This is a genomic window from candidate division TA06 bacterium, assembly GCA_016235665.1.
Taxonomy (GTDB): Bacteria; Edwardsbacteria; AC1; order AC1; family EtOH8; genus UBA5202.
On sequence record JACRJI010000008.1, the window covers coordinates 101,320 to 116,540 of the forward strand.

The 15,221-nt window shown below is 53.4% G+C and carries 10 protein-coding genes; all 10 read left to right on the plus strand.

Annotated elements, in window-relative coordinates; all coding sequences use genetic code 11:
• Positions 1–96: 96 nt before the first annotated feature.
• On the plus strand, positions 97–1,050 hold the full coding sequence (locus HZA73_03175; protein ID MBI5805027.1) for a sugar ABC transporter permease: 954 nt from the start codon (positions 97–99) through the stop codon (positions 1,048–1,050).
• Positions 1,051–1,114: 64 nt separating this feature from the next.
• A complete protein-coding gene (locus tag HZA73_03180) occupies positions 1,115–1,936 on the plus strand; it encodes a carbohydrate ABC transporter permease (protein MBI5805028.1) in 822 nt (273 codons plus the stop codon).
• Between the two features lie 124 nt (positions 1,937–2,060).
• Positions 2,061–3,425, plus strand: coding sequence for an ABC transporter substrate-binding protein (locus HZA73_03185; protein MBI5805029.1), 1,365 nt, complete (start codon positions 2,061–2,063; stop codon positions 3,423–3,425).
• A 70-nt stretch (positions 3,426–3,495) separates the two neighbouring features.
• A complete protein-coding gene (locus HZA73_03190) occupies positions 3,496–6,792 on the plus strand; it encodes an Ig-like domain-containing protein (GenBank protein ID MBI5805030.1) in 3,297 nt (1,098 codons plus the stop codon).
• A 12-nt stretch (positions 6,793–6,804) separates the two neighbouring features.
• Positions 6,805–7,635 carry a hypothetical protein gene (locus tag HZA73_03195; GenBank protein MBI5805031.1) on the plus strand — a complete coding sequence of 277 codons (831 nt, stop codon included), beginning with the start codon at positions 6,805–6,807 and terminating at the stop codon, positions 7,633–7,635.
• A 5-nt stretch (positions 7,636–7,640) separates the two neighbouring features.
• Positions 7,641–10,175, plus strand: coding sequence for a helix-hairpin-helix domain-containing protein (locus HZA73_03200; protein ID MBI5805032.1), 2,535 nt, complete (start codon positions 7,641–7,643; stop codon positions 10,173–10,175).
• Between the two features lie 31 nt (positions 10,176–10,206).
• Positions 10,207–11,424, plus strand: a complete 1,218-nt coding sequence (locus HZA73_03205; GenBank protein ID MBI5805033.1) for a hypothetical protein — start codon at positions 10,207–10,209, stop codon at positions 11,422–11,424.
• Between the two features lie 4 nt (positions 11,425–11,428).
• Positions 11,429–12,979, plus strand: coding sequence for a 5'-nucleotidase C-terminal domain-containing protein (locus HZA73_03210; protein ID MBI5805034.1), 1,551 nt, complete (start codon positions 11,429–11,431; stop codon positions 12,977–12,979).
• Positions 12,976–14,337: a CehA/McbA family metallohydrolase gene (locus tag HZA73_03215; protein ID MBI5805035.1), complete on the plus strand. Its 1,362-nt coding sequence runs from the start codon at positions 12,976–12,978 to the stop codon at positions 14,335–14,337. The genes HZA73_03210 and HZA73_03215 overlap by 4 nt, the downstream gene beginning before the upstream one ends.
• A complete protein-coding gene (locus HZA73_03220; protein ID MBI5805036.1) occupies positions 14,334–15,221 on the plus strand; it encodes a hypothetical protein in 888 nt (295 codons plus the stop codon). The genes HZA73_03215 and HZA73_03220 overlap by 4 nt, the downstream gene beginning before the upstream one ends.

The window sequence follows — 15,221 nt, forward strand, 5'->3', positions numbered from 1 at the left end:
AAGATGAAATATTTATCTTTTCCCTTTTTTCTTGCAGTCTATTGACTTGGCCGGGTTAATAGGGTATTATTAAAAATTGATATCAACCTGATTTTTATGGTTAATAATTACAAGGAAAATAAATTTTGGCCCTGGCTGATACTGCTGCCGACCATCGTGATCGTGGCCGTCTTCCGGCTGGCGCCCATGCTCTACGCGCTGTTCATGAGTTTCTTCGACTGGGGGCTGGCAGGGGCCCGGCGTTTTGTGGCCTTTGGCAATTATTTCAACCTTTTCCTGGACCCGAAATTCCACAAGAGCCTGCTCAACACCTTTTATTACGTGCTGGGTGTGGTCCCGGCGTCTTTGTTCATCGCACTGTTCATCGCCATTCTTCTGAATCAGAAGATCAGGCTTACCCCGGTATTCCGCACCGCGCTGTTCATCCCGGTGATCACTTCCACGGTGGCCGTTTCCCTGGTATGGAAATGGATCTTCAACCCCAGGATGGGTCTGGCCAATTTCGCGCTGAAGGCCCTGGGTATGAAACCTGCGTTGTGGCTGGAGGAACCGGCCGGGATACTCAACGTCATTTTAGCTCCGTTGCACGTCAAGCTTCCTGCATTGCTGGCCGGACCAAGCCTGGCCATGTGCGCCATCATCATCATGAGCATCTGGCATTCCATCGGCTACAATGTGATCATTTTCCTGGCCGGGCTGCAATCAATACCCCGCGATTATTACGAGGCCGCCCAGCTGGACGGGGCGGGAAGGTGGGCCACCTTCCGGAACATCACCTGGCCCCTGCTGTCCCCTATAACATTCTACGTGCTGATCATGACCACCATCACCTCATTCCAGGTGTTCATCCAGATATATACCATGCAGGGCCCGGTGGGAGGGAACCCGCTGGGGACTACCAGGGTGCTGGTATACTATCTTTACGAAAAGGGCTTTGCCGACTGGCAAATGGGTTACGCCAACGCCATCGCCTTTGTGCTGTTCCTGATAATTTTGGGGCTGACTTTGATCCAGAGAAAAGTGGTGGAGAAGAGGGTCCATTACCAGTAAGCAATGTATCAAAGGCTGTGAACCGTGAAAAGTGAATTGTGAATCGTAAACACCTAATAGTAATATGAGATCAAGCGGTACCAAAATAATAGTTTATCTCCTGCTGACGGCCATCTCGCTGGCGATGGTGTTCCCCTTCGGCTTGATGATCTTGACCTCGCTCAAGACCCAGGCCGAATCCATCACCGTACCCCCGAAACTTCTGCCGGCGGTTCCCCAGTGGGTGAATTATCTCAACGTCTGGCGGCAGATCCCGCTGCTGCGCTATTTCATGAACACCGTCATCGTCACTGTGCTGACGCTGTTGGGGGTGATCGTCACCTCCACCCTGGCGGCCTTCGCCTTTTCCTTCAAGGAATTCAAGGGAAGGGACCTCAGTTTCATGGCGCTGCTGGCCATGATGATGATACCCCAGCCGGTATACCTGGTCCCGGCCTACGTGATACTGGCCAAGCTTCATTGGCTGGACACATTTTACGCCATGATCGTCCCCTGGGTGGTAAACATCCTGTCGATCTTCCTGATGCGCCAGCACTTCAAGACCATCCCCCTGAGCCTGTACGAAGCATCGAAGATGGACGGGGCGGGGGACCTGCAGTTCATCTGGCATATCCTGCTGCCCGTATCCAAACCGGTGCTGATCACCATCAGCCTGTTCTCCGTCATCGGCAGCTGGAACAGCTTCCTTTGGCCCCTGATCGTGACCAACAGCGAAAAGATGCGGCCTCTGCAGGTGGGTCTGGCCTATTTTTCCCAGGAGCAGGGCTCGCTCTGGCCTTCGCTGATGTCGGCCTCCACCATGGTGATCATGCCGCTGATCGTATTCTACATCTTCGCCCAAAAACAGATCACTGAGAGCTTCGTCTCCAGCGGCATCAAGGAGTAGCTCTTGCATGGGAAAGCCGCTAAGCGATGCACTGAGTTTGATCGAAGTGACGCGATGTTTGCGAAGAATGCTTTAATTTTAAGGAACATTTTTACTAAGCTCTGGTTTTGAATATTTATTTCAGATGAAACGACTTTCTTCCATAATCCTACTACTGATCCTGACGGGAGGGTGCGGTTCCAAACGGCAGGAGGATATCAGTCTGTGGCACGTGATGGGCGGACCGCTAGGGCAGACTCTGGATTCCCTGATCACCGGCTTTGGACGGGAGCACCCTGGGCAAAGGATCAAGGGCGTCAGCATGGGAAGCTACACCGCGCTTTCCCAGAAGCTGATGGCCTCGGTGGCCGCCGGCAACCAGCCCGAGATGTCCCAGTCATACGAAGCCTGGACCACCCAGCTGCTGGAAAAAGGGGCTATCAAGCCCTTCGGGGATTTCATCAAACCTGGTGAGGCCGATGATTCCCTGCTGCTATCCGACATCTATCCGGTGATGCTGGAGGAATGCTCCCGGGACGGCAAACTAGTCTCGCTGCCGTTTAATAAAAGCGTGCCCATCTACTATTACAACAAGGACCTGTTCGCCAAGGCCGGACTGAACCCGGAAAAATTCCCGGAGAACTGGGAACAGTTCATAGCCGCCGCCCGGAAACTGACCATTGACAGGGACGGCAACGGAATCCCCGAGCAATGGGGAACTGCCTTTCCCAGCGGGGCCTCATGGATGTTCCAGTGCCTGCTGCTGCAGAACGGGGGGGACATCTTCGGCCCGGACAGCCAGACCGCTGCCTTTGACAGCCCCCAGGGGATTGAGGCTCTGCAATACCTGGTGGACCTGCTCTACAAATACAAAGTGGCTTACCTGACAACCGGCTTTGAACATCAAAACGATTTCTTATCGGGCCGGGTGGCCATGATCCAGAGTTCCTCGGCCTCTTTGGCCTATATGGCCCAGCAGAAGATCCCGTTCAATCTGGGGATCGCCCCGTTGCCTGGGAAAAAGAGGAAGGCGGTAGTGCTTTCCGGCACCAATGTCATCATGTTCCGCCAGCCGGAGCAAAAGGCAATGGAACGCTGCTGGGATTTTATGAACTGGTTCTTAAGCCCGGCCCAGACCGCCAGGTGGTCGGCTAATACCAGTTATCTCCCGGTGCGGCGTTCGGCATTTAAAGAGCCAGTATTAAGGAACAAGTTCGCCAAGTATCCCGGGATGGAACAAGCTTATCTTCAGTTGGAATTCGCCTATCCCGAACCACGGCAGGTGGCCTGGTTCCTGGGGCGCAGCATAATGGAGGAGGAAGGCCTGCAGCCGGCTTTAAAGGGCGTGATGACCCCGGCCCAGGCCCTGCATCATGCAGCCAAAAGAGTGAACCAGCAGAGCGGGGTGAATAGTTACAGCCCCTGGTTGAATTGGACGGTTTTTGGGGTTATAATGACAGGACTTGCTTTGCTGGCGATCAGGAAGCATAGACTATCAATGAAAAAATGACAATCATTAAATAAAGGAATGGAAAATGTTGAGAAGGCTGTTCAAACTGGTATGCTTTGGAGTCCCGTTGATGCTGCTTCAGGCGTATTCAGCCCAGGCCCAGTTGCTGCTGGAAGAGAACTTCAGTTACTCCACCGGCCAGCTGATGTCGGTTAGTGGAGGAAGTTGGATAAACTTTTCCGGGTTGGGGTCCAACCCGATATTGGTCTCCAGCGGCAGTCTGGTGTATACCGGCTATCCATCATCAGGCATCGGCAATAAAATTGACATCATCAGCACCACGGCGACTGCCGAGGATGACGGCCGGGTATTCAGCCAGAGCCAGATGGTCGGTTCAACTGTCTATTTTGCATTCCTGTTGAATGTTGCCGACACTATCGGCTTGTCTGCAAATAGCAGCACGACTGGAGATTACTTCGCAACAATTGTCCCATCGGGCAGCATTTCATACTTTGGCCGGGTAAGTATCCGGAAGGGCGCGGCAACAAACACCTACAATCTGGGTCTTAGGGCATCAACGACCAATGCCACGGCCGTATGGTCTGCCGTCGATCTTGCGCCCGGCACGACCCATTTAGTGCTGGTCCGCTACCAGATGATCTCTGGCAGCGCCAATGATGACGCCGCCCTGTTTATTGACCCCTCACTATCAGGTGCAGAACCAACGCCTGACATCAGCCAGATCTCGACGTCAACCGCCGAACCCGACAGCATCGGGCGTATTGCCATCCGCCAGGGTAGTGCCGGCACTCCAAATGCAAGCATTGACGGGATCCGCGCCGGAACCACCTGGGATAATATACGGGGCGTTCTGCCAGTCAACCCGTTAGTGGTCTACGTCAGCCCGGCCAATAATGCCGCGAATATCAGCCCGAATAGTGCGATCTCGGTCACTTTTGACCGGCTGATGAATGCAGCAACAATAGATACTGCCAGTTTCGCCGTATCTGGGATCAAACAATCCCGTTATTATCCGGATTCGATCAGACCATCATCTAATAACGCTATTTATACCTTTTACGTGCAGGACAGCCTTCGCAAAAGCGATACCATCACAGTAACCTTGTCCACGGCAATAGCAGATACCGACGGAAACCATCTGCTGGCACCTTATAGCTGGAAATTTTATATTTTTGTACCTGAGACAATTAAGCCTTACCTAGTGGCATCAAATCCTGCCAATGGAACCGAATGGGTAAGGGTAAACACCAGTATTGCTCTTACTTTCAGCGAAGCACTGGTCCCGGCCACTATTGATACTGGCTCGTTTGAGATTTTAGGGGTCAAACGAAGCCGATATCCTATATCTGCTCCTGTGCTTAGCAACGGGAATACCCTGGCAACCATCACCCTTGCTGACAGCCTGTATTACAGCGATACAATCACCGTACACATCAAACCGGTCATCAGCGATCCTTCTGGCAACCTTGTTCGCGACACAAGTATAACTTTTAAAACTAAATTACGACCCGGCCTGAGCATCCGCGATATCCAGTATACGATTAGTCCCAGCGGCGATTCACCCTATAAAGACAGTATAGTTACAATCGAGGGGATTGTAACTTCTCAATTGCTGACAAAAATGAGTACTGATAAAAGTTTCTGCATCCAGGATGAGTATGGCCCATGGAACGGAATTTGGGTATACGATCCTGGGGTATCATTTAGCGTTGGCAATCGGATTCGTCTTACAGGACAGGTACAAGAATATTATGAACGTACAACAATTGGAAATATTCAATCTTTTGAAATGCTTGATTCATATGTCCCGCTGCCTGCCCCAGACAGTACAAATACCACTGGTGCCGTCGACGTCGAGGCTTATGAAGGTGTTTTAGTCAGAGTGCGTAACGTGGGTGTTACTGCTGCCCCCAATACGTACGGTGAGTGGACAGCATCTGATGGCAGCGGCAATTGCTGGTTTGATGATGCCTCTGGTTATAGTTATGATGCTAAGGTGGGCGACAGCTTAAAATCCATTACCGGAGTTATGGATTATACATTTAGCAGTTTTAAAATACAGCCACGTAGCGATGATGATATAATTGATAATTTCCCGCCATATATTAAAAAAGTGTTAGTAACTGATGCAGCGGTATTGATATTTACGAATAAACCACTAAACACTGTTTTTGTAAACGATTCTACTGTCATATTGCAGGGCAATAAAAATGGATACCGTACTTTTACTATTACTGAAGATACTTTACTTTGTGAATTGAAACTATGGCCTCAGCCAGCATTTGCCATTGGTGAAAGTCTTACATTAACATTAAAGGGGACAATACAGGATATATCTGGCATAACTTTGGACGGTAATGCAAACCGCATTTCAGAGGGATCTCCTTCTGATGATTATATGGGCAAATATTTAAATTCTTCTTTATTGTTATCAATTGCCAATGTCCAAAAACCAGGTGCTAACGGTTTTGCTTCCTGCGTAGAAGGTAATACAGTAACAATCGAAGGTATGGTCAGCGGACCCGACAAGTATTTCTCCAGTTCCACCGCCACAAACGCCAGTTGGTACGTTCAGGACAACACCGGCGGATTGAACGTTTACGGCGGAACGAAAGATGTATTTCTTTTGGGAAGAAGGGTGGTGGTCACCGGAATTGTTACCGAGTATAACGGGATCACCGAACTGTCAAGCTCTGCTGCCGATATCAGTGTTTTGGTTTATGCCAGAGAGCTGATCGAACCAAAAACCATGGTCTACAACCAGCTTTTGGGAGAATCCATTGAAGGTTTGCTGGTATCGGTGGAAGGCACGGTCAGCGCTATTCCGGCCTACGCCGGAGGCGGATACAACATGGAGATCCGCAACGGCAACGCCACCATCGCGGTCAGGATCAGCGAAACCAGCGGCTTTAACCTGAATCCGTTCGTCTACGGCGCCAAGGTCAGAGTCACCGGGATCGTATCTCAATACGACAAGGAATATCCCTACAACAGCGGCTATCAGCTGGTGCCCCGGTTCGGCACCGCATATACGTACGACGGGGTGAATTATCCGCCGGACATGGTTGTATTGACCGATACCATAGCGGCGGCCGTCGAGGGATCGATCGTGTCGGTCAGCCCCAATCCGTTCTCCCCTGATTACGGTCAGGCCGGCATCATTGAGCTTAACGCTCCGTCCGGAGATCATCTGACACTAAGGATATACGATCTCAAAGGGCGGCTGGTCAAGAACTGCCTGAACAATGTGCCAGGCGGCCATCAATATTATTATTGGGACGGCACCGATGACTCCCATAGAAGGGTCTGCATCGGCATGTACATAGCGCATCTCAGGACCGTTACGGCCGAGGGATCCATCACCGACAAGACCAAGGTAATCGTTCTGGCCACAAAACTGCAGTAAAGGACTTGAAAAATGAAAAAGATACTGACGATCATATTCACACTGTCGCTGGCAGCGGGAAACGCCCGGGCGGCGTTTGAGGATTGGCAGGTAGGCATCCGGGCCAACGCCATGTCCGGGGCGTACACCTCAATCGCTGATGACATCGAAGCAGTACGCTGGAACCCGGCCGGGCTGGCCCAGCTTGATTCCTGGCAGGCTTCAGCCTATGCCAAGCGTTTGTGGGGAGTGGCCGGATTGACCAACCAGACCGCCAGCCTGGGCCGGAGTTTCGGCAAATGGGGAGGGGCGGCGGTCTCGGTCCAGCAGGTAGGCTGTGACCTGGAATCGGACCAGGCTGTCACCTTATCCCACGGCTTCGGTCTAAATGACCAATTGTCGTTCGGCTATAATTTCAATTTTTACCGGATCTGGCAGCAGGACTTCGGATCGGCCATGACCCTGGGAATAGATGTGGGGATGATGGCCAAGGTATACCGGACCTGGAAGATCGGCTGCTTTGGGCACAACCTTAACCATCCCAGCCTGGGCAAGATCTATCAGTACGACCTGCCCAGCGGTGTCTCGGCCGGAGTCTCCTGCATCCCTTTCAGCGGCGTGACCGCTTCGGCCGAGGCGGGCAAGGACGTAGGCAAATTAACCCGGTATAAATTCGGCGCTGAATACGGACTATGGCAGGATAAATTGGCCCTGAGGGCCGGCATCCTTAGCGAAGGACAGCTTACCCTTTATGATCTGGGCTTTGGAGTGAATGCCGGGGGCATACTTGTAGGTTATGCCTTTGAAGGCGGGCATCAGGCCTTGCCGGGCACGCATCAGATTGGATTGGGATACAAATGGTGACCCTTATGAAACATAAAAGAACGAAACTTAACATCGTCTTCCTGGTCCTGGTGCTTTCTGCGGGAAGGATTGACGCCCAGCAGGTGGATCTATATCAGGAAACGCCGGCCGCCACGGTCACGCCGGACACGCTGACAGTGGGTATCGGGGTCCAGCTGGACGTCAATACCATCAGCCGCCAGGAGATCATGGGGCTGAAGGGCATACCGCCGGAACTGGCCGAGAACATCTTGGCCTACCGTTTCGAGCACGGCCCCTTCACCAGTTTTTACCAACTGATGAATGTCAAGGGAATGACTCCCGGTCATCTTTATAAATTGAGAGACCAGCTGGCGGTCTTGCCTTACACAGGCACCACCGAGGTCAACCGTTATATCGCCGAACTGCAGGATCGGCTGGCCTCCGAGGAATCTCCCGGCAGCGGGGCCATCAACGAATGGGAGGAACTTCTGCTCCATCCCATGGATATCAACCAGGCCACCGTGGATCAGCTGCTGACTTTGCAGTACGTCACGCCGGTGGACGCGGCGGCCATCGTCAGACACATCAGGTCCTCGGGCAGGATCACAGACTGGCGGACTCTGCAGCGCAACATAGAAGGCCTTTCTCACTACGGTTTCACCAATCTCAGGAATTATGTGACCATAAACCCCAGGGCCGAGAAGTTCTATTATGACGGGAACTACCGGGTGCGGCTGACATCCGACGACCGGATCGATCCCGGATCCCAGGATGATTTTCGGTATCAAGCTGCCACGTTGAATTCGGCATTGCTGGCTTTCATCCCCGGCGCCGCAGTCTATGACACTCTGACCACCGGCAAGAAATTGTCCCAGTATGGCTGGTCGGAATCCCAGATCGCCCTGTTGAAAGAGCGTCTGCAGTCCGAATACGACCAGCTGAGATATGCCAGAAATGAATTGGCCGTTCAGCATCGCTTAAGGATGGACCTGGGCGGCGATTTCAAACTGGGATATTATTATCAGAAAGAACCTTACGAAGAAAAGGGATTTTCCAAGGCGTATTTTGCCCTTTACGACATGAAACCCCTTGACAAGCTGGTGGTGGGGAACTACCGCCTGACATTTGGGCAGGGATTGGCCATGGACAACCGCTGGGCCAGCGATGAGTCCATGGTCCGGAGATTCAGTCAGGGAGCGGGCCTTTACGGTGACATTACCTCCAATGAGGAATTCGCCTTGCGGGGGGCGGCGGTCCAGGCCAGCCTGGGAAGCATCAGGCCTACCGTGTTCTATTCCTCAGACGCCCGGGACGGTATACTCAACCGGGACGGGACCGTCAACACTTATTTTGCGCCCCACCCAAGATATGCCTGGTACCGCGACGTTTTCAACGAACAGACCTACGGCGTGAATCTGAACTGCGAGCTGGCCGGCCTGTTGCCGCTTCCAGTGGGTACCAGCGTCGGTTTCACAGCTTTCGAATGCAAATACGACAAGCCATTCCGTCCCGACGCCTTAGAACTGGATCTGCCGGGCGACAAGAACGAACTGTCCGATCCCAATTTCACCCAGCTTTGGGCGGGGACGTCCCGGAACATCAGATCCGGGAACTTTAGAACGGTGGTGGACAACCTTTCGGTGGAAGGAGAGCTGGCGCATTTGAACGGAGCAGGCTGGGCCTATTTATGGAAATCCCACCTGCAGTATGAGACCATGTACCTGCTGGTGTCCCGCCGCCACTACGATGTCGACTACGACAATCCTTATTCGCGTGGATTTTCCGAGCAGACGAAGTTCGACGACACCATCCTGGAAAAAGAATACCGCCTGCTGGACCCGATATACAAGCAGCTGGTCAATTACCCGGCTCCCAAGGCCGAGGACGGCACTTTCATTGAGACCCGGTGGCAGATCAGCCGCCAGTTCACCCTTACCAGGGCCTATATAGATTTCTGGCGGAACCTGGCTTACGGACTGGATAACGTCAGGTTTCAGGGCGAATTGGAATACCGTCCGGTGTTCCCGCTCCGGTTCCGGCTGAAGCAGAAATATCAGACCAAATACCTGCCCAAAAGCGCCGAGGCCACCAAGTCGAACACCAGGGAGACAACCCTGAGAGCATTTTGCACTTTGACCGATAGGGATTATTTCAACGTGGAAATGAGGTACGGCGAGGTACGGCTAACACCCTCAGCCTCTTACGGCAGCAATGTATTGATGAGCGGTGTTTACCTGGCTTCCAATTGGCAGCATAACTTTTCCAGCGACTGGGACATGAAGGCCGGCATTTCCAGTTGGAAGACCGACGCCATGTCCCAATGGATCTTTGAGGATGCCGGAATCGACTTTCTGGAGGGTGACGGCATGAAATACTATGTCAGCGTCTCGGACCGTCTGTCAGACAACATGCAGGCCCGGATCAGGGTCCGGGGCAAGGACACCCGCTATAACTACAGCGGGATTTACGGCCCGGAGTTTAACTATTATTATTCTTCGCTGCCTTCCACTCCGGTAGAGGACTTTACCGACCGCCGCGATCTCTGGAGGATAGATCTTCAGCTTGATTTCAGATGGTAATATAAATAGAAAATTCTAAAGGAGCTATATAATGAAAAGGATCATCCAAGCGGGACCGGCGTTATTGATGTGCCTGTTGGCCGCAGTTAACACGGCCCCGGCCGGGCTGCTGGAATACACGCCTTATGGCGCTCCGGTCTCCTCCTACAACTCAACCGGAATGGCGCTGAACCTTAAGGGCGTGGCCCTGGCGGGGCAGGGATTGCTGGCCAATCCAGCCTTGATAGCCGAAACTGACTGCCTAAGCGCCCAGATAACGATGGGGATCAACTGGAGGCGGGAGTACCGTTCGGTGGAGGTATTTGATTCCTATGCCAATTCGGTGGGCTTAAGGACAATGGCCATCAACGAACAGACCGATTATATCATGGCCAGCGCCGAAGTTTCGTACGCCAAGCCGCTCTGGATCTTTTCCAAGGCCGCTTTGGGATTTGCGGTCAGCCGTGAGTATGATTTCAACTACCGCCTTAAATATGAGGAAAGGGATGCCTTTTATTACGTGACCGAAAGGTACGAGCAGACTTTTCAAGGGTCAGTATATGGTTACAGCGGGGCGCTGGCGGTCAAGCCGCTTAATTTCATATCCATCGGTTTGGGCCTGACCAGACTATCGGGCAATCCCAGCCTTGCCATCAGGGATGATTTCGAGGATCCCACCTATGCTGATATAAATTATGATTACAGGCACAATTACCGGGGCAACCGTTTTACGGCCGGTGTTTTGGGCCAAGCTGCCCCCCGTCTGAAGCTGGGAATCAGCTGGAAAAGCAGCGCCAGGGTGAAGGGCACGTTCACTTACAGCGACATTGACACCACGTTTAACCGGGACCAAAAGGTGGGCCTGCCCAGCAGTTTTGCCATAGGTCTGAACTACCGCCCCACCAACGAATTCCCGGCCACGGTGAACCTGGAATACGAGCATACTCCCTGGCAGAATCTTGAGGACAACACTTTTATCTGCGATTATCTGGTGGCCGTAAACCGTTACAGCTTTGGCATCTCCCACCGGATGAGGAACGGCCTGCCCCTTAATTTTGGCGTCTCGTTCACCAATTCCTATCGTTCAGCTTCCATCGGACTGGCCAGGGCCGGCTTCGGCACCGAAGTCAAAGTTTCCAGGATGAAAACCGGGATCTCGGCCGGCGTGGGCCGAAGGACCTATAATTACGGCCAGGCTTTCAATACCTCCAGCGGAACGACTGTTTCCGAGACCGTGGCCGATCTGATGTTAACCTTTACCCTGAAGTAAGACTATGCGCAAACGGATTTTGACAATCATAGCCGCCCTAAGCTTTCTTGCCTGGGGAACCGGTCTGGCGGCGGAGTGGCAGCACCTGGTCATCATGCATACCAACGATATCCATGGTCATCTGCCGCAGGAAGAGGCCTGGTGGATAAATCCCAATTTCCCGCCGCCCATCGGCAATGCCGCTGCGGTGGCCACCATCATCAAGGAAGAGCGTCAGCGGGCCGGACAGAACGGCTGGGGTTTCCTGCTGCTGGAAGGAGGAGATATCTTCCAGGGCACACCTTTGGGAGAGTTCACCAAAGGACAAGCAGTGATCGATTTCATGAATCTGATGGGCTACGACGCCATGACCGTCGGCAACCACGATTACGACAAGGGCCAGGAGGTGCTGAAGGATCTGATATCCTCCGCCAAGTTCCCGGTGCTGGGGGCCAATCTGATAGATTCTATCAGCGGCCAAACGGCCGAGCATCTTAAACCCTACGTGATCGTCGAGAAGGCCGGTTTAAAGATAGGTATATTCGGCCTGATCACCCATTACTTGAGGGGGATGGCCACACCGGAGCACATTCAGGGACTGGATATAATCAGGGAGACTGCCGCTGCCCGTCAAATGGTGGACTCGCTGAAAGCGCAGAAAGTTGACCTGATAATAGGCCTGCTGCATACAGGTTTCCGGCACGATAAGGCCATAGCCGATTCCGTTCCCGGCATTGACGTGATAATAGGAGCCCACAGCCACACCGGCCTGCGCCAGGCCTATGAAGATCCCAAACATCATACGATAATCGTTCAAACCTTCGGCAACCTCTCCAGCATTGGCAAGCTGGATCTGCTGATTGATCCGGCCACCAAACAGATCGTGGGGTACGAAAGCGGGCTCAAGGAGCTATTCACCGAGGCGGTGCCCCAGGACACGAATGTAGTAAATATTGTGGATCTGGGTGTTTCCCAGGCCGAGAAGGGGTTTGATGAAAAGCTGGGCCAGGCCCTGACCGACATCAAACGTGGGGGTGGAGATAAGGAAAGCTCCATCGGCAATTTCATCTGCGACGCCATGATGGAGGCCACCGGCGCTGAGATAGCCTTTCAGAATTCCGCCGGCATCAAGGGGGACCTCATGAAGGGCGACATCACCTACCGCGCCATCTATAAGGTCGATGCCTTCGGGAATTATCTGGTGACCATGGACATGACCGGGAGCCAGGTGATTAAAACCTGCGAGACCAGTGTTCTGGGCTATCACGCCATCTTCCAGGTTGGGGGCATTCAGATGATCTACGACTCGAAGCAGCCGGTCTGGAAACGGGTGATAAGCGTCAAGTTCAACGGTCAGCCCATTGATACGGCCAAGGTGTATAAAGTGGTCACCAATAATTTTCTGGGCGCAGGCGGAGGGAATTATAAAATCTTTCAGGAAGGGGCCAACCGGTCGGACACCTACATCCAGCTGCGCCAGGCCATGTCTGATTACATAAAGAAAAAAACGCCCATAGAAGCCCGGATAGAGGGCCGGATCAAAAAGACTGAAGGAGGAGGGGCTTTGCTGCAATGAAAAAGATCAGTTTATTGTTTTTATGCCTGTCAGCCCTGCTGGCTGTAAGATCCCAGGCCCAGTACAAATGCTTTTACGGCAACCTTCACGCACACACCGGCTATTCCGACGGGGAAAGCACCCCAGACACGGCCTTTGCTTACGCCCGGGATGTGGCGAACATCGATGTCCAGGCCCTGACCGAGCACAACAACGGCGGCAGTTTTGGCGGGGTCACATACTCCGTCACTCCGGCCCAGTATTCCAACCTGATGCTGGTGGCCGACACCATTACCCGGGCCGGTTCATTCGTGGCCCTGGCAGGGCAGGAGCTGGGCAGCCTGGGAAGCTCGGGTTTCGGCCATGTCTGCGTCTGGGAAGCTCCGGGGCTTTGGCCCTACATCAACAGCGATCTTTTCGGATGTTACTCCTGGATACTGGGCCAGAACCGTCCGGCCATGTTCTGCCATCCCGATTCTTCGTGGAACAGCAATTTCAACGACCTGTATTATTATCAGGATTACGACCAGGCCATGGACCTGATCGAGGTCGTCAACGGCGGCACGGTCTATGAGGACGCATACCTGCGGGCGCTGGGAAAGGGCTGGCACGTGGGGGCATCGGCCAACCAGGACAACCATGACCGCGACTGGGGCAGCCGGGTCAGCTCGGGCAACATACCATTGACCGGCATCTGGGCCGACACTCTTACCAAAGCCTCGATCCTGGATGCTCTGCAGGCCAGGCGGACCACGGCCATGGAGGTCAGCCCGGCCGGCGACCGGATACAGCTGCTGTTGTCGGTGGACGGCCATTATCAGGGAGACCGCTATATCAAACGCGAGGGCGTCGTCGATATCAGCGTTTTGTACCAGGCTTCCAGTCCGTTGAAAAAACTGTACCTTTACACCAACGGCGCTGTCAGCGATTCGTTGAATGTACTTTCAACCGGCAACCAATTGACCTGGCAGTTCAGCAAAACCCTGGGATTGGGAACCAACCGCCTTTTCGTGAAGGCGGTGCAGGCCGACCTTGACCAGGCCTGGACCAGCCCGGTATTCGTGGAAGTGATATCCCAGAACGCCATCAATAATTTCAGCGGCAGCCAGGTGGCCACCTGGCCCACTCCGGTGAAACTGGACGCCAGGCTGGTGTTCGTTCCGCTGGAAGGGGCTACTACCGTAAAAGCATTGATCTATGATCTCTTCGGCGGCAAGGTCAGGGAATTGTACGGCGACCAGCCCGACCAGCCCATCAATTGGGACGGCAAGGACCAGGCCGGGAGGTTGGTGCCTAACGGAATGTATGTGATACGTCTGGAGCAGAGATCGGCAACCGAAACCAGGACCTGCCTGGGAAAGACGATGGTGTCCCGATGAAAAAGAATCTATTTTTAATCCCGGTGCTGTTGCTTTGGGCACATCTGGCCCAGGCCCAATTGATCTTTTGGAACATGCCGGCATCGGCCGAGCAAGTGATCTTCGGGCAAGGGTATTTGGTACAATCCGAGGCTCCGCAGGGATTGATGCAGAACCCCGCCGCCCTGGGATTCATAAGATACCGCAATTTCTCCGCTTCCGGGATCCAATGGTGGCAGGATGTATACGGCTGTTCGGCGGGATATACCCAGCCGGCCGGCAAATCCGGAACGTTCGCCGTTAACATGAGCTACTGGTCGCTGGGAACTGTCACCGAAATATCCGATGGCGGCCAGCCTTTGGGCACAATTCAGTCACAGTCAGTTAACGCCGGGCTGGGTTATGGTTTGGTTGTTTATCAGACCTGGGGTCTGGGACTGGATGTCAAAGCGTCGCGCTTGAATCTGCCCGGCAGGTACGATTGGGGCTGGAGTTCCGACCTGGCTGTCAGCTATAAAAGGGACCGTTATACCGGAAGCATCCTGATCCGGGACCTTGGGCCTGATTATCCCAGAAACAACGAAATCCGCTATCCCCTCAATACTCTTTATATCGTCGGACTCAAGGCTGTTTTCATGAAGGGGAAATTGAGCGGTTCCCTGCAGTACAACCTGCCCAATGATGGCCGCTCTTATCCATCGTTATCGCTGGAGATAGCGCCAACACCGGCGTTCAGCCTTAAGCTTGGTTATGAGAATGATCCCGCAAGCGAGGAACGGTCACCGCTGGGGTTGGGGCTGGAGGTTAAGAAACTGGGGCGGACCGACCTCAGCGTGATCTACGGTTACCGCTCCTACGGAGTTCTGGGCAACATACAGGCCCTGACCATGGGGATCGATTTCTAA